Source organism: Cellulomonas sp. P4_H4, from assembly GCF_056400865.1.
Genome location: NZ_JBFUKL010000003.1, coordinates 215293 through 229981 on the forward strand (window position 1 = coordinate 215293; position 14689 = coordinate 229981).

General features: G+C 70.2%; 13 protein-coding genes, 4 tRNA genes and 1 pseudogene. 5 read left to right on the plus strand and 13 right to left on the minus strand.

Annotation, left to right across the window (positions count from 1 at the left end):
- Positions 1-29 precede the first annotated feature (29 nt).
- The 9 genes and pseudogenes from pdxS to AC1DPN_RS11105 form a co-directional block, all read right to left on the minus strand.
- Positions 30-953 (minus strand): pyridoxal 5'-phosphate synthase lyase subunit PdxS, encoded by a 924-nt coding sequence (pdxS, locus tag AC1DPN_RS11065; protein ID WP_477084795.1) that lies wholly within the window; start codon positions 951-953, stop codon positions 30-32.
- A gap of 106 nt (positions 954-1059) precedes the next feature.
- Positions 1060-1755, minus strand: a complete 696-nt coding sequence (locus tag AC1DPN_RS11070) for a hypothetical protein (RefSeq protein WP_477084796.1) — start codon at positions 1753-1755, stop codon at positions 1060-1062.
- Positions 1752-2966 carry a glycosyltransferase family 4 protein gene (locus tag AC1DPN_RS11075; protein ID WP_477085199.1) on the minus strand — a complete coding sequence of 405 codons (1215 nt, stop codon included), beginning with the start codon at positions 2964-2966 and terminating at the stop codon, positions 1752-1754. The genes AC1DPN_RS11070 and AC1DPN_RS11075 overlap by 4 nt, the downstream gene beginning before the upstream one ends.
- Positions 2963-3400 carry an LpxL/LpxP family acyltransferase gene (locus AC1DPN_RS11080; RefSeq protein ID WP_477085200.1) on the minus strand — a complete coding sequence of 146 codons (438 nt, stop codon included), beginning with the start codon at positions 3398-3400 and terminating at the stop codon, positions 2963-2965. Before AC1DPN_RS11080 ends, AC1DPN_RS11075 begins: the two co-directional genes overlap by 4 nt.
- Before the next feature lie 94 nt (positions 3401-3494).
- A pseudogene (locus tag AC1DPN_RS11085) lies at positions 3495-3917 on the minus strand (LpxL/LpxP family acyltransferase); the annotation flags it as partial.
- On the minus strand, positions 3914-4525 hold the full coding sequence (pgsA, locus tag AC1DPN_RS11090) for a phosphatidylinositol phosphate synthase (RefSeq protein ID WP_477084797.1): 612 nt from the start codon (positions 4523-4525) through the stop codon (positions 3914-3916). The pseudogene AC1DPN_RS11085 and the gene pgsA, both read right to left, overlap by 4 nt.
- A 7-nt stretch (positions 4526-4532) precedes the next feature.
- Positions 4533-5120: an HIT family protein gene (locus AC1DPN_RS11095; protein WP_477084798.1), complete on the minus strand. Its 588-nt coding sequence runs from the start codon at positions 5118-5120 to the stop codon at positions 4533-4535.
- A 3-nt stretch (positions 5121-5123) separates the two neighbouring features.
- Entirely contained in the window at positions 5124-7136 is a 2013-nt protein-coding gene (gene thrS, locus AC1DPN_RS11100) for a threonine--tRNA ligase (protein ID WP_477084799.1), read from the minus strand.
- Between the two features lie 144 nt (positions 7137-7280).
- Positions 7281-7353: transfer RNA gene (locus AC1DPN_RS11105), tRNA-Val, on the minus strand.
- Between the two features lie 300 nt (positions 7354-7653).
- Here AC1DPN_RS11105 and AC1DPN_RS11110 point away from each other — a divergent pair.
- A complete protein-coding gene (locus AC1DPN_RS11110) occupies positions 7654-8082 on the plus strand; it encodes an SsgA family sporulation/cell division regulator (protein WP_477084800.1) in 429 nt (142 codons plus the stop codon).
- A 130-nt stretch (positions 8083-8212) separates the two neighbouring features.
- Here the strand turns inward: AC1DPN_RS11110 and AC1DPN_RS11115 are convergent, their stop codons facing one another.
- Entirely contained in the window at positions 8213-9310 is a 1098-nt protein-coding gene (locus tag AC1DPN_RS11115; RefSeq protein WP_477084801.1) for a chorismate-binding protein, read from the minus strand.
- A gap of 133 nt (positions 9311-9443) precedes the next feature.
- Here AC1DPN_RS11115 and AC1DPN_RS11120 point away from each other — a divergent pair.
- The 4 genes from AC1DPN_RS11120 (at position 9444) to AC1DPN_RS11135 (ending at position 10204) form a co-directional block, all read left to right on the plus strand.
- Positions 9444-9515: transfer RNA gene (locus AC1DPN_RS11120), tRNA-Gly, on the plus strand.
- 52 nt (positions 9516-9567) lie between these two features.
- A tRNA-Cys gene (locus AC1DPN_RS11125) sits at positions 9568-9638 on the plus strand.
- 40 nt (positions 9639-9678) lie between these two features.
- A tRNA-Val gene (locus AC1DPN_RS11130) sits at positions 9679-9750 on the plus strand.
- Positions 9751-9988: 238 nt separating this feature from the next.
- Positions 9989-10204: a hypothetical protein gene (locus AC1DPN_RS11135; RefSeq protein WP_477084802.1), complete on the plus strand. Its 216-nt coding sequence runs from the start codon at positions 9989-9991 to the stop codon at positions 10202-10204.
- Between the two features lie 71 nt (positions 10205-10275).
- Here the strand turns inward: AC1DPN_RS11135 and AC1DPN_RS11140 are convergent, their stop codons facing one another.
- The 3 genes from AC1DPN_RS11140 to AC1DPN_RS11150 are packed head-to-tail and all read right to left on the minus strand — an operon-like array spanning position 10276 to position 14679.
- Positions 10276-12048: a peroxidase family protein gene (locus AC1DPN_RS11140; RefSeq protein WP_477084803.1), complete on the minus strand. Its 1773-nt coding sequence runs from the start codon at positions 12046-12048 to the stop codon at positions 10276-10278.
- Between the two features lie 34 nt (positions 12049-12082).
- Entirely contained in the window at positions 12083-13477 is a 1395-nt protein-coding gene (locus AC1DPN_RS11145) for a Dyp-type peroxidase (protein WP_477084804.1), read from the minus strand.
- A complete protein-coding gene (locus AC1DPN_RS11150; RefSeq protein WP_477084805.1) occupies positions 13459-14679 on the minus strand; it encodes a hypothetical protein in 1221 nt (406 codons plus the stop codon). Before AC1DPN_RS11150 ends, AC1DPN_RS11145 begins: the two co-directional genes overlap by 19 nt.
- Between the last annotated feature and the right edge of the window lie 10 nt (positions 14680-14689).

Below are 14689 nucleotides of genomic sequence, written 5' to 3' on the forward strand. Positions count from 1 at the left end.
GTCCGCGGCCTCCACCAGAGGGTCGCTCGTCACCAGCCGCGCTCGGCCAGGCGGTGCGGCTCGGGAACGTCCTCGACGTTGATGCCGACCATGGCCTCACCGAGACCGCGCGAGACCTTGGCGATCACGTCGGGGTCGTCGAAGAAGGTGGTCGCCTTGACGATCGCCGCAGCGCGCTCGGCGGGGTTGCCCGACTTGAAGATGCCGGAGCCGACGAAGACACCCTCGGCACCGAGCTGCATCATCATCGCGGCGTCGGCGGGGGTCGCGATGCCGCCAGCGGTGAAGAGAACGACGGGGAGCTTGCCGAGCTCGGCGACTTCCTTGACCAGGTCGTACGGCGCCTGGAGCTCCTTGGCGGCGACGAACAGCTCGTCCTCCGGCAGCGAGGTGAGGCGGCGGATCTGGTCGCGCAGCGTGCGCATGTGGGTCGTCGCGTTGGAGACGTCGCCCGTGCCCGCCTCGCCCTTGGACCGGATCATCGCCGCACCCTCGGTGATGCGCCGCAGCGCCTCGCCCAGGTTGGTCGCGCCGCAGACGAAGGGAACGGTGAAGCCCCACTTGTCGATGTGGTGGGCATAGTCGGCGGGAGTCAGGACCTCGGACTCGTCGATGTAGTCGACGCCGAGCGACTGCAGCACCTGCGCCTCGACGAAGTGACCGATGCGGGCCTTCGCCATGACGGGGATCGAGACGGCCTCGATGATGCCGTCGATGAGGTCCGGGTCGCTCATGCGGGCGACGCCGCCCTGGGCGCGGATGTCGGCCGGGACGCGCTCGAGCGCCATGACGGCGACCGCGCCGGCGTCCTCAGCGATCTTCGCCTGGTCGGCGGTGACGACGTCCATGATGACGCCGCCCTTGAGCATCTCGGCCATGCCGCGCTTCACGCGTGCGGTGCCGATGACGCCGGCGTGCGTCGCGGTGGTCGGCTGGCTGTTCTCGCTGGTCACGTCGAGCCTCACAGATCGTGTGCGGGTGGATCTTGGACGGGATCGCGGCCGTGCTGACCGCAGGGAGCAATCGTAGACCGTGCATCGGGACCTATCGGGGACCGTCTCAGGTCGCCCTGCCGTCGGAACCGGCTGCCGATCGGGTGCCCGGCCGGCCCAGGTTCTCCGGCCACGTGTCGTCGAGCTCGAGCGAGTGCGGCGCGGGCGCGTGGCCGGCCAGACGCATGAGCCGGACGAGCGGACCGCTGCGTGCGAGCGCCGTCTGCGAGACCGCCTCGTTGTGGAACCGCCGGGCGAGCTGGACCCGGTACCAGGCGGAGGCGAGCGCCTCGACGAGCTCGTTGCCCGTGGGGTCGGCGCGCAGGGCGGCGACCTCGTCCGGGTCGTCGAGCACCTCGCGCAGCGTCGCGGACAGCTCGCTCTCGATCCGCCCGCGGTCCACGGGGACGCGGCGCTCGTGCGCGGGACGGTCCTCGATCAGCGGGACCGCCCCACGGTCCGACGCCAGCAGCCGGCGCAGGTCGGCCGGCAGGGAGCCGTCCTCCGTGACGTCCGGCCCGCCCGCGGACAGTGCGGCCCATGCCGCCTCACCGACCAGCACGGAGCTGACCGGGTCGAACAGCCCCGAGGTCGCCAGCTCGGCCGCGACCGTCGCCCGTCGGACGAGCTGGGCGTCGAGGACCGCCTTCGAGGACGAGACCTTGCGGTGCAACCTGTCGAGGCGCGAAGCAGCGACCCACACCCACCACAGGGCGAGCGCGAGGACGATCGTGATGTAGACGAACAGCTCCGACCAGCTCATCGGGCCTCACTCCGTCCGAAGAGGCGCGCACCGCGTTGCGACGAGGGATCCTCGCGCACCGGCGCCCGACGGTCGGCGACGACCATCTCGTACACGGTGAGGACCTGGTCGGTCACCACCGCCCAGTCGTACTGCGGGACCACCTCCTGAGCACGCGCGGTGACCGCGGCGCGAAGGGCGGCATCGTTCAGCACGCGGAGCAGGGTTGCAGCCAGCGCCGCGCTGTCACCCGTGGCGAACAGCACGCCGGCCGCGCCGTCGTCGAGCACCCGCGAGAACGCACCCAGGTCGCTCGCGACGACTGCCGCGCCGGCACTCATCGCCTCGACGAGCACGATGCCGAAGCTCTCGCCGCCGGTCTGCGGGGCGCAGTAGATGTCGACCGACGAGAGCAGCCGGGCCTTGTCCTCGTCGGAGATCCCACCCAGGAACTCGACGGCGCTCGCGGCCTTGTCGCCGAGCAGCTCACGCACCTCGTCGGGCCCCGTCTCGCCGCGACCCGCGACGAGGAACCGAGCCCCCGGGATGGCGGCGAGCACGCGGGGCACGGCGTCCAGCAGGACGGGCAGGCCCTTGCGCTCCTCGTCGAGCCGCCCGAGGAACGCGATCGTGGGCGCCTCGCGCGTGCCGGTCCACCGGGCGTCCGGCTCGGCGTCGATGAAACCCTGCGTGTAGACGCCGTTCGGGATCACGACCGCGTCGCCGCCCATGTGCTCGACGAGCGTGCGGCGTGCGTCCTCGGACACGGCGATGCGCGCCGAGATCTTCTCGAGCGACTGGCGGACCAGCGGGTAGGCCATCTGCAGCGGCCGCGAGCGGATGAGGGCGGTGTGGAACGTCGCGACGATCGGTCCGTCGGCGATCCACAGCGCGAGCATGCCGAGGCTCGGGGTCACTGGCTCGTGCAGGTGCAGCACGTCGAACTCCCCCGCCGTGAGCCACTTGCGCACGCGTGCCGCGGTGACCGGTCCGAAGGTCATCCGGGCGACCGCGCCGTTGTACCGGACCGGGATGGCACGGCCCGCCGCCGTCATGTACTCGGGGATCTCGGTGTCGTCGTCGGCCGGGACCAGCACGGACACGTCGTGCCCGCGGGCGATCAGCGCCTCGGCCAGGTCACGGACGTGGAACTGGACGCCGCCCGGCACGTCGTAGGAGTAGGGGCAGACGATGCCCACGCGCAACTGTCGCGGGTCCACCTCGAGGCTCATGTCGTGCTCGAGAGCGTCGCCGCGTAACGCTCGGGGTCGAGGTCCTCGACGAACACCTTCTGGAGCATGTGCCAGTCCTGCGGGTGCGCACGGATGCCGATGCCGAGCTGGTCCACCCACGCCTGCGTCACGGCACGGACCTGGTCGGCGCGCGGGATGCCGTCCGGCACCTCGATCGGGCTCATGAAGTCGATGACGGTCCCCCACGGCGACTTCGCTGCCTTGCGTCGGGCCCCGGTCAGCCGTTCGTAGTAGACGATCGTGGTGACCAGTGGCGCGCCGGTCGAGACCGCCAGTGCGGCAGGTCCGGCGGCGAACCGCGCTCGGAGCCCGAACAGGTCTGCCTCGACGCCCGTGGCGGTCAGGTCGCGGTCGGCCAGGAGCGGGATCAGGCCGGGTCCGTTCCGGCACGCGCGCACCAGACCGCGGAACACGTCGCCCGAGCCGGTCAGGGGGAAGATCGTCAGCCCGATGACTCTCGCGGAACGCGACGAACTCCTCGAACAGCTCCGGGGGCTCGAGTCGTTCGGCCACCGTGGTCACGGGCGCGACCGCCCTGGTCGCCCACGCACCTGCGAGATCCCAGTTGCCCACGTGTCCGAGCGCGAGGATCACGGCCTGACCGCACTGCGCGTGCGGGACGACGTTCTGGAGGTTCACGGCGCGGACCCGGGCGTCGACCACCTCGCGGCTCATCGTGGTGAGCGCGAACGCTTCACCGAAGTACCTCATGTAGGAGCGCATCCCGGCACGCGTGAGCCGCCGCAGCGACCGGGCGCTCAGGTCGGGACGCGCGCGGGCGAGATTCTTCTCGAGCTGCACGACGCCGCCGGTACGCAGCAGCCAGGTGACGTCGGCGACCACGTTGAAGGCACCGCGCAGCAGGGAGCCGGGGACCTTGCCGGAGACCTTCCAGCCGAGCGCGTAGAGCCGAGCGACGTCCACCTTCACTGCGTCACTCCGGTGGCCTGCCGGTACACCTTGCTCATCCGCTGCACGACGGTGATGGCCGATGCCACGGCGAGCAGCGCCAGGACGATCGTGAGCACCACGGTCGGTGCGCCCATGCCGACGACGGCCGTCGCGACGAGGACCAGCACGAGCCGGTCGGCACGCTCGGCGATCCCGCCGGAGGCCGTCATACCGAGCCCCTCGGCCCTCGCCCGCGCGTACGGGACGATCGAGCCGAGGACCAGGCACACGAGCGCGAGGATCGCGGTGAGCCGGTCGTCACCACCGGCGGTGAACCACAGGACGAGGCCGGCGAAGATCGCGCCGTCCCCGAACCGGTCCATCGTCGAGTCGAGGAAGGCGCCCCACGGTCCGGAGCGGCCCGCCTGCCGCGCCATGACGCCGTCGAGCGAGTCGGTGAGCACGAAGACCGTGATGATGAGGGTGCCCAGCAGCAGGTGGCCGGTCGGGAACGCCCACAGTGCGGTCGTGACGACGACGAGCGTCCCCCCGATCGTCACCGCGTCCGGCGACACCCCCATCCGCAGCAACAGCCTGGCCAGGGGCGTGAAGAGGCGCGTCATGGCGCCTCGCAGTCCGTTCAGCACGTCAAGATCATTCCTCAGTCATCCCGTCGATCGAGCTCGGCCACGCCGCAGCGAGCCTCGCCCGCGTGTCGCCGAGCAGCTCGGGCAGAGCGCGGCTGCGCGCCACGATCGGCAGGAAGTTGGAGTCGCCTCCCCATCGCGGCACCACGTGCTGGTGCAGGTGCGCCGCGATCCCCGCCCCCGCGACGTCGCCCTGGTTCATCCCCAGGTTGAAGCCCTGCGGGTTCGAGACGGCACGCAGGGTCGTCATGGCCGTCCGGGTCAGCGCGGCGACCTCGTCCACCTCGTCCTGCGTGAGCTCCGTGTAATCCGCCACGTGCCGGTACGGGCACACCATGAGGTGCCCCGAGTTGTACGGGTAGAGGTTGAGCACGACGAACGCGACCTCGCCGCGCGCGACGATCAGACCGTCCTCGTCGCTGAGCGTCGGGATCCGGCAGAAGGGGCAGCCGGGACCGGCCTCTCGGTCGGTCGGCTTGTCCTGTCCCCCGATGTAGGCCATCCGATGGGGTGTCCAGAGGCGCTCGAAGCCGTCGGGCACGCCGGCGAACGCGTCGGCAGGCTCGATGGTGGGCTCCGACTCAGGGTCCCGCACGCGTCAGACCTGCACCCGGTCGCGCACCGCTGCGACGATCCGCTCGATCGCCTCCGCCACGGGTACGCCGTTGTCCTGGTGCCCGTCGCGGTACCGGAACGACACGGCGCCGGCCTCAGAGTCCTCGCCGCCCGCGATCAGCACGAACGGGATCTTCTGCGTGCTCGCGTTGCGGATCTTCTTGCCGAACCGGTCGTCGGACCGGTCCACCTCGGCACGGATCCCTTGCGCACGCAGCTGCGCCACCACGTCGTCGAGGTACGGCTCGAACGGCTCGGCGACCGGCACCGCGAGCACCTGGACGGGCGCGAGCCAGGCCGGGAACGCGCCGCCGTAGTGCTCGGTGAGGACCGCGAAGAACCGCTCGACCGAGCCGAACAGCGCGCGGTGGATCATGACGGGCCGCTGACGGCTGCCGTCCGACGCGGTGTACTCGAGCTCGAACCGCTCGGGCAGGTTGAAGTCGAGCTGGATGGTCGACATCTGCCAGGTGCGGCCGAGCGCGTCCTTGACCTGCACCGAGATCTTCGGGCCGTAGAACGCGGCGCCACCCGGGTCGGGCACGAGGTCGAGCCCGGACGCCTCGGCGACGGCGCGCAGAGTCTCCGTGGCCTCGTCCCAGGCCTCGTCGGAACCCACGAACTTCTCCGGGTTCTTGGTCGAGAGCTCCAGGTAGTAGTCGTCGAGCCCGTAGTCCTTGAGCAGGTCGAGGACGAACGTCAGCGTCGTGGTGAGCTCGTCGGCCATCTGCTCGCGGGTGCAGTAGATGTGCGCGTCGTCCTGCGTGAAGCCACGGGCGCGGGTCATGCCGTGCACGACACCGGACTTCTCGTACCGGTAGACCGTGCCGAACTCGAACAGCCGCAGCGGCAGCTCACGGTAGGAGCGCCCGCGCGCCGCGAAGATCAGGTTGTGCATCGGGCAGTTCATCGGCTTGAGGTAGTACTGCTGGCCGGCCTTGCGGACGTGCCCTTCCGCGTCGCGCTCCTCGTCGAGGGTCATCGGGGGGTACATGCCCTCCGAGTACCAGTCGAGGTGTCCCGAGATCTCGTACAGCTTGCCCTTGGTGATGTGTGGGGTGTTGACGAACTCGTACCCACCCTGCACGTGCCGCAGCCGGCTGTAGTGCTCCATCTCCATGCGGATCACGCCGCCCTTGGGGTGGAACACGGCGAGGCCGGAACCGATCTCCTCCGGGAAGGAGAACAGGTCGAGCTCGGTGCCGAGCCGCCGGTGGTCGCGACGCTCCGCCTCGGCGATCCGCTCGAGGTACGCGCGCAGCTCGTCCTTGGTCGGCCACGCGGTGCCGTAGACACGCTGCAGCTGGGGGTTCTTCTCGCTGCCACGCCAGTACGCGGCGGCGGACCTCGTCAGCTGGAAGCCGTTGCCCAGCAGCCGGGTGCTCGGGATGTGCGGCCCGCGGCAGAGGTCCTGCCACACGACCTGCTCGGTCTCGCGGCCGGCGCCACGGACGTTCTGGTAGATGCTCAGGCCGCCCAGACCCACCTCGACAGACGCACCCTCGGCCGCGGCAGGATCACCCTTCAGGCCGATCAGCTCGAGCTTGTACGGTTCGTCGCGCAGCTCGTGGCGCGCCTGCTCCTCGGTGACGTCCCAGCGCCGGAAGGTCTGGCCCTCCTTGGCGATCCGGCCCATGACCTTCTCGATCGCCTTGAGGTCCTCCGGGGTGAACGGGGTGTCCACGTCGAAGTCGTAGTAGAAGCCGTCGGTGATCGGCGGGCCGATGCCCAGCTTCGCGGTCGGGACGATCTCCTGGACGGCCTGCGCCAGCACGTGCGCTGCCGAGTGCCGCAGGACGGCAAGGCCGTCGGGCTCCTCGATGGTCACGGCCTCCACGACGCTTCCCGGCTCGAGAGGCAGGTGCAGGTCGCGCAGCTCGCCGTCCACGCGGACGACGACCACGTCGCGCCGGGCGGAGTACAGGTCGGTACCCGTCGTCCCCGGCTCCACCGTGGTCGCGATCCCGTCGACGGTGAGGGTGATGAGCTCGGGCACCGGTACTGCCTCCTTCGTGGCGGCCCGCCCGGGCGGCGGGCCACTCGATGCTACCGGCGGGGACGGCGCCCGCCCGACGGCTTACCCGACGGACCGGAGACGCCAGGAGGGGCCGGCCCGTGGGCCGACCCCTCCTGATGAACGTGGGCGATACCGGACTCGAACCGATGACCTCCTCGGTGTGAACGAGGCGCTCTACCAACTGAGCCAATCGCCCGTCGCCCGCTGACACTGTCGTGAACCACGACACCAGCGGGTGATGTCGAAGAGATGTTACCCGGGGAGCGACGAGATTCCGAAACCGAGAGCTCGAACGCCCTGGCCACGGGGACATTCGCGACATACGTGCGACCATGTGGCAAGTCGGGCACGAATCTGTCATCCAAAAGTTGGGTGCTGTGACCCAACCCCCGTTCGTCACCAGGTCCCTCCGGGTGAACTAGGGCCCCGTACCGGTCCAATCCGGCATTCGTCCTGCCATGATGGTCCCTCCAGCCCTTGCGAACAGGAGGACCCGATGACGAGCTCGGCATACGACGTCGTCGAGGTCGTCGCCATGCAGCTGATCGGGTCCGACGCGAGCGTCATCCCGGTGAGTGCTGAGTTCTCGTTCCGGACCACCGATCCGTACACGGTCCGCGCGGTCTTCACCGGCCCGCACACCATGTCGACGTGGCTCGTCGGACGGGAGCTGCTTGCCCTGGGGATGCACGCCACCGCGGATTCCCCTGCGGGAACGGGTGACGTCCAGGTGTGGCGAGACGAAGACCCCGACTACACGCTCGTTTCGCTCAGTGGGGTCGAGGGCAGCGCACTGCTCGCCGCGCCCACCGAGCCGATCGAACGGTTCCTCGGCGGTACTGAGGCATTGGTGCCTCTGGGTACTGAGAGTGACCGCATGGAAGGCGAGATCACGGCGCTCATCGCCGCGCTCCTCACCGCCTGACGGCAAGTTCTCCGACGACCGGTTCCGCTGACGCGGGGCCGGTCGTTTCCATGTCCCCGACGCTCGGGTGGGGCGTCGTGCGGCTGCGTCGCGACACCGTCGCCGGCCGCACGAAGGTCGGGCTGTCGGATCAGCGTGCGATCGGCCCGACGTCGACGTTGGAGGCGAGCCCGACGAGCCGGGCCGCCTTCAGCTCCGTCTCGGCCCACTCGGCGTCCGGGTCGCTCCCCCACGTGATCCCGGCGCCCGTGCCGAACCTCAGGACGCCGTCGGACCACCAGAAGGTCCGGATCCCGACGGCCAGCTCGGCCCGCACGGCGCCGTCGTGGCCGACCTCGACCCATCCCACGGCGCCGCAGTACGGTCCGCGTTCACTGGTCTCGAGGGAGTCGATGATGTCGAGCGCCGAAGCCTTCGGTGCACCCGAGACGGAGCCCGGCGGATAGGTCGCGTCCAGCAGGCGCGCCCAGAGGTCCGGTGCGGTCGCGACCACGGGGTCCAGGACGCCCTGGACTGTCGAGACGAGGTGGACCAGGCCGGGGTGACGTTCCTCACCCAGCAGGCTCGTGACCTCGACAGTGCCGGGGGCGCACACGCGCTGGAGGTCGTTGCGGACCAGGTCGGTGATCATGACGTTCTCGGCGCGGTCCTTGGCCGTCAGGCCGTCCGATGTCGCCGCCGTGCCCTTGATCGGACCCGACGTCACCACGCCGTCCGCCACCCTGAGGAACAGCTCGGGCGACGCCGTCACCACCCAGACGGGCTCGGCGTCGGAGCCGGTCGGGACGTGCACGCCGCCCGCGTACGGCGCGGGGTTGCCGGCGTCGAGGACCGCTGCCAGTGCACGCGCGTCGGGCTCGTCCGGGACCGCGGCCGACAGCACCCGGCAGAGGTTTGCCTGGTAAACATCACCATCTCGGATGTGGTCGCGCACCGTGCCGACCGCTTGCGTGTAGGCGTCTCGGTCCAGGGACGAGGTCCACGCACCGGCGTGCGGACCGTGCCACGGCGCTGCCGCTCCCCCGGGCTCCGCCCGTCGCCGTGCCGGGCGGACCGTCGCGAACCGCCACGCCCGCACCCGACCTTCGAAGTCACCGACGACCGCCCACCAGCCCGGCTCCGCCAACCGCTCGGGCTCGGCCCGCACGTCCACGACCTCGACCAGATCGGTCGCCTCGACACCCGCGAACCAAGCGATCCCGGGCGCTCGGACGGATCTCTCGGGCACCCGCACACGCTACCGACACCCACAGATCCGCACGGACACGCGCCTGCGACGAGCCAGTTGGACTCTCGCCGATGTCGTCGGTTAGAGTTCGGGACGCACACGGAGCACCGGTGAAAATCGGCGGACGTGCTGTGCGGACGTGGCTCAGTGGTAGAGCATCACCTTGCCAAGGTGAGGGTCGCGGGTTCGAATCCCGTCGTCCGCTCGGAGGCAGACATCCTGATCGGCCCCAAAGCCGCTCTGGACTGCGGTCTCAGGGTGGAGTGGCCGAGAGGCGAGGCAGCGGCCTGCAAAGCCGTATACGTGGGTTCGAATCCCATCTCCACCTCGTAGGACAAGTGCAGTTTGTTGTGCCCCGGACTTACCCCGGGCGATTGGCGCAGCGGTAGCGCGCTTCCCTGACACGGAAGAGGTCACTGGTTCGATCCCAGTATCGCCCACAACATCACCGCAGGTCACAGCCCCGGAAGCCACTCGGCTCCGGGGCTGTTCTGTCGCAGGCACAGTGCGGTCGTGCGCGCACCTGTCTGTCACCGCTCCCCCGTGCCGTCCGCCGCGCGGACTTCGCGCAGTACATGTGCCTGGCCAAGAGACCTGGCTGGGCTGCATCCAAACGGCTCCCTGTGCGGAAGAACTGTGGACGGGTGATCAAGCACCCACCAACAGAAGGGATGTCCGATGAAGCGCATTCTTGCCGCGGGGGCCATCGCAGCTCTCGCCCTGCTCGGCTCCGCAGCCGGCGCCTCCGCCGCGCCCGCCGAGGCCGCCTGCTTCGGCCAGGTGCACAAGACCGTCAACGCCGGCGGCGTGGCCGGGTTCACCAACGTCGGGGAGCTCGTCAAGGCCGTCGGTGGCGGCACCATGAAGAACGCCACCGCCAAGACGTTCTGCTAGTCAGCTCGTCCCTCCTGCGAAGCACAGTCGGCGGCTCGGATCTCTCATCCGAGCCGCCCGGTGTGGGGCGCCTAGCTCGTCGGGAGCGGCCACGGGGCGAACGCGTTGCGCACCCCGTGCACGGCCGGCGCCAGCTCCGGGTAGTGCCGCACGATGACGGACGACATGTCGTTGCCGTCGATCCACGCCATCCCCTCCGGCGTGTAGACCTTCGCGTTGAAGTCGACGCCGAAGAACCGGTCGCTCTTGAGGCGCCGGGACGCCATGAGGACGAAGATGCGGAACGCGGTGTCGCTGAATCCGAAGCCACGCGGGAGCTGCTCGCCGAGCATTCCGACAGCGAGGTCGACGTCCTCCAGGTTGTCGTCGTAGATCTCCCGCAGCTGCGCGACGGTCTCGGGGTCGTCGCCGAGCTCCTCGAAGCGGCGCACGGGTGCCATGTGCATCAGGCGCCGGAAGTCGTTGTACCGAGGAACGCCGCGTTCCCTGGAGCGCAGGACGTCGATCGCGGCCAGGTCGATGTGCTTGCCGTCGGCGCGCTCGAGCCGGCGCATGAACCGAGGGTTGTTGTGGAGGCGCAGGGCACCGGGATGGGCCACCCCGAGCGAGAAGAACACGTCGGACGCGGAGGCCCGCTCCAGGACCGGCCGGGAGCTCAACCCGTGCAGGTCCGTGAACTGCAGGTTCTCTCTCACGGCGCCCGTGACGGCGTCGCGGATCTCGTAGTCGTCGGGGATCAGGGGGTGCATCCGGTACACCGCGACGAACTCCTCGGTCATCGCATACGCGACGCCGTGGTGGTCCGTCGGTGACCCCGGGATGCCACTGACGAGGTCGCTCGAGCTGAGCCGACCGATCAGGTTGTGCACCCGCTCCTCGGCCAGCCCCCACCAGTTGGCGCGCATCGCGATGTGCAGCGCGGGGTGGCCGAGGATGGCGGGCGTCCACTCGACCGTGTGGATCTTGGCGATCAGGGCCGCGTTGACCAGCCGCGCCTTCTCGAACAGCTGGTCGTCGTTCCACGAGGGGTACGACGCCACGAGCCGGTCGCAGATCGCGTTGTGCTCGCGCATGAACAGCGTGTGCATGAGCTCCAGGCCCACCCACCACCCGTCACGACCTCCGGACGTGCCCAGCAGGGCCGGGTCGACGTCGATCAGGCCGTCGGCCCCGATCCGCACGCGACCGCCCGTGCCGGTCCGGATGGCCTGCTCGAACTCCGGCACGCTGCCGTAGATCTGGGAGGCGTCCCACCAGTGCGTCTCGGTGTTGACGAACGTCGCCGACCCGTCGGTCGCGTGGTTGGTGGGGTCCTTGGGCGTGCTCGGCCACTCCATCGGGTCGTCCGGCCAGTCGTCGCCCGCCGGACGCGGCACCCGGATCGGGTGCTCCATGTCGGTGCCGTGGCTGAACCAGTCGCGCGTCTCGAACTGGAGCCACGCGGCCGCGAGGACGTTCAGCGTCGTCGCGGGCTTGAACTCGTCGCGCTGGAGCAGGACCGTGCTGATGGTCCGGGGGTTGGGGGTGAACAGCCGCGGCGCCACCTCGGGCTTGGTGAGCTCCAACGGGACGTTGCGACCGAACCGCGTCTTCGCCATCCCCATCGCCGGGTGCGCCAGGTCGTTGTAGGACCCGTCCGTCGTCCGGGCGACCAGGTGCCGCGGCGGTGCGGGGACCGGTGCCGTCACGCCCGACCCCTTCGTGGTGCTGAACAGGTTGCGGGCACGCAGCGTGTTCCGGATGCCGATGAGCGCGAGAACGCCCAGCAGAGTCGGGAACCTGTGCCACTTGTGGCGCTTGTCGAGCCACTCGACGACCTTGCCGAACACTGACTGCTTCCGCATCGTTCCCCCGAAGTCCGTGTCGATGACGTGCGTGCTACGCAACCGGGCCGCGACGCGGCCGAGCTGCGAGGTACAGGAGTGCCTTGAGGCCAGGCAGGAAGAAGTACGCCCCGCCACGCACCTGGACGAACTGCGGAAGGTCCCGGTACCGGTGCCTGACCGGCCGCCCTGGGACCGTGAACGACGACGGCCCGTTCACCCTGGGGCCGACCAGCGGATCGTCCGCGTCGTCCAGCGTCACGAACGCGTTGCCGTTCAACCAGCCGTGCTGCACGAACTCGAACTGGCGGGCCAGGTTGGCGTTGAGGCACACGAAGTAGAGTCCGCGCTCCTCCCCGTCGGAGTAGGTCCGGCCTCGCCGGACCAGTCGGTGCGTCCTGACACCGCGCAGTGAGGAGTCCGTCCCGGGGCTCGGCGGCAGGGAGTCGCGCGGGTTCGCGCGCCGGACGTGGGCACCCACCGGGCAGCTCAGCCCGTCCGGGTCGGCGTGGTGGTAGCCGAAGTCGTTGGCGTCCGCGAGGTCGGGGTCGTCGGCCGTGGGGGCCAGGACGACAGGCGCACCGCTGGGCCACCTGCCGACGATGCGTGCCGCGAGGTGCTCGGCCCGGGCTGCATCCCCGTCGGCAGCCGTGCTCACGTAGCTCCAGAAACCCTCGACGTCCTGCCGGAGCTGGCGGAACACGAGGTAGGTGCCGTTGCGCCCGAGGTCCGACGCTCCGGAGCGGGAGCGGCTCAGCATCCGCTCGGGGTCGGCGGACGACGGGAGCGACGGCCGCTCGGACCGTTGGCCGTACTCGTTGCGGTACCCGAGCACGAACTCGCCGGGCGCGAGTGCTTCCGGCGGGTTGTGCCCTCCCGTCACCGAGGCGATGGTGGGCTGCGAGACCCCGTCCCGGAACCCGAACGGCTCCCGGTCGCTCAGGTCGTCGGCCCCCAGGACCCTCTGCACGCGGACACCGTCCTGCTCGGCCTGGCCGCGCACCTCGGCGACGAGCGCGTCACGGGTCGGCGCGTCCTGGGCGTAGAGGAGCAGGAGGAGGTGGATGGGCTCAGCGCCCGAGCGCCCCCACCACCACCCGCTGGGGTCGTTCGTCCCCGTGTCGCCGAGGATCCGGTTCCGGTACTCGGTGTCCATGCCCGTGCGGAACGGCTCGGAGAACCCGTCGGGAAGGTCGTCCCACTCGGTCAGGGTGCGGACCCCGTCGTGCGTCAGGGCGAGATTCATCGCCCGGTCCGTCGGACTCTCGGCTCCGGTCGTGACGCGCGGCGCGGCCCACCGGACCAGCCGACGGAGACCGTCAGGCGTCGGCGCGTGCAGCAGGACGTACGCCGCGCACGGGAGCTTCCCGTAGCCCCGCACCACGAGACCCTGGACGTCCGGCAGGTCGAGCAGCTCGCTCGTCACGGGGCTCACATCGCCTCGAGCCATCGCGGGTCCTGGGCACGGAGCGCCCGACGGACGTCGGCATTCCGGTCGATGTGAATCGCGGCGAGCGTCGGGTACGCCGAGTAGAACAGCACGGTCGGCACCAGGTGCCGACGCAGGTAGTGCTTGTACGCGATCTCGTCCTTGGCGCCACCGAAGAACAACCAGCGCGTCCGCGGGAAGCCGACGCCGTTGCTGAAGACGAGGTTGATGCCCCACGCCAGCCGGGAGATGAAGTCGTCCATGTAGCTCTCGAGGTTGCCGTCGTAGGCGCTGGCGAAGATGAACCGGCGGCCGCCGTCGACCGGTTGCCACCGGGCGAAGTGGATGGTCCGCACCCCGGACAGGTTGTCGCGGTACATCACGAGGCGGAACGCCAGATCGAGCCCGAGCAGCGCGCCGCGCATGGTGAGGCGTCGCACGACTCCGGGCTTGACGAACCCCACGCCGGTGAACGGGTTCTGGACCCCGTGGTCCTCGTAGCGCCGAACCGCGTCGACGTGCCCGACGTCGACCGCTCCGCGCTCCTGCCTGTCGTGCAGCTCCAGGAACCGCACGACGAGGACCCACGCGACCAGGAACGGCCCGACGACCGGGAGCGCGAAGAGCAGGCCGACGACGATGGCGACGAGTGTCGCGATCCGGAGAACTCCATAGACGCGCCCCGGGGTCGAGGGCCGACGGAGCGCCCACGACAGGTCGGGGCGCCGCTTCACTGCCCGGTACACCGTGTCCTCGACCTCGTGGACCGAGGACCGCTGTGCATTCGACAGCTCATCCAGCACGACCTCGACCTGCTCGCGCAGGTACGCCTCGCGCTTGACCTGCTCCACCGACCGGTCCGCGGTGTGGCGGTAGTAGGCGGCCGGCCGCAAGGAATGCTCGTGCAGCCACACGAGCCGCGCCCCGGTGGCCGGCTCGCTCGGGTAGCCGACGCAGTGCTCGAACATCGTGTGGACGTCGGGCGGCAGCGTCCGGAAGTGCCTGTCGGCCGAGCCATCGACGTCGGCCATGTAGACGACCGACGACGGGATCGGACGTCCCCCGGTGTCGACCACCCGCTCGAGGACGAACATGCGGGCGAAGTGAACGGTGCCGTTCGCGTCGAAGTCCTCGCCCCGGATCTGCTCCAGGAAGTCCCGGGCGGCCTGCTCGCGGTCGGCGACGAGCTCGGCCTGGACGCACACCGCTACCTGTGCCGGCATGCAACCCCCT

Coding starts and splice junctions, on each gene's coding strand:
- AC1DPN_RS11070 (WP_477084796.1), bottom strand. CDS start 1,755: ATGAGCTGGTCGGAGCTGTTCGTCTACATCACGATCGTCCTCGCGCTC.
- AC1DPN_RS11075 (WP_477085199.1), bottom strand. CDS start 2,966: ATGAGCCTCGAGGTGGACCCGCGACAGTTGCGCGTGGGCATCGTCTGC.
- AC1DPN_RS11110 (WP_477084800.1), top strand. CDS start 7,654: ATGACGAGCTCGGCATACGACGTCGTCGAGGTCGTCGCCATGCAGCTG.
- AC1DPN_RS11135 (WP_477084802.1), top strand. CDS start 9,989: ATGAAGCGCATTCTTGCCGCGGGGGCCATCGCAGCTCTCGCCCTGCTC.
- AC1DPN_RS11140 (WP_477084803.1), bottom strand. CDS start 12,048: ATGCGGAAGCAGTCAGTGTTCGGCAAGGTCGTCGAGTGGCTCGACAAG.
- AC1DPN_RS11145 (WP_477084804.1), bottom strand. CDS start 13,477: ATGGCTCGAGGCGATGTGAGCCCCGTGACGAGCGAGCTGCTCGACCTG.
- AC1DPN_RS11150 (WP_477084805.1), bottom strand. CDS start 14,679: ATGCCGGCACAGGTAGCGGTGTGCGTCCAGGCCGAGCTCGTCGCCGAC.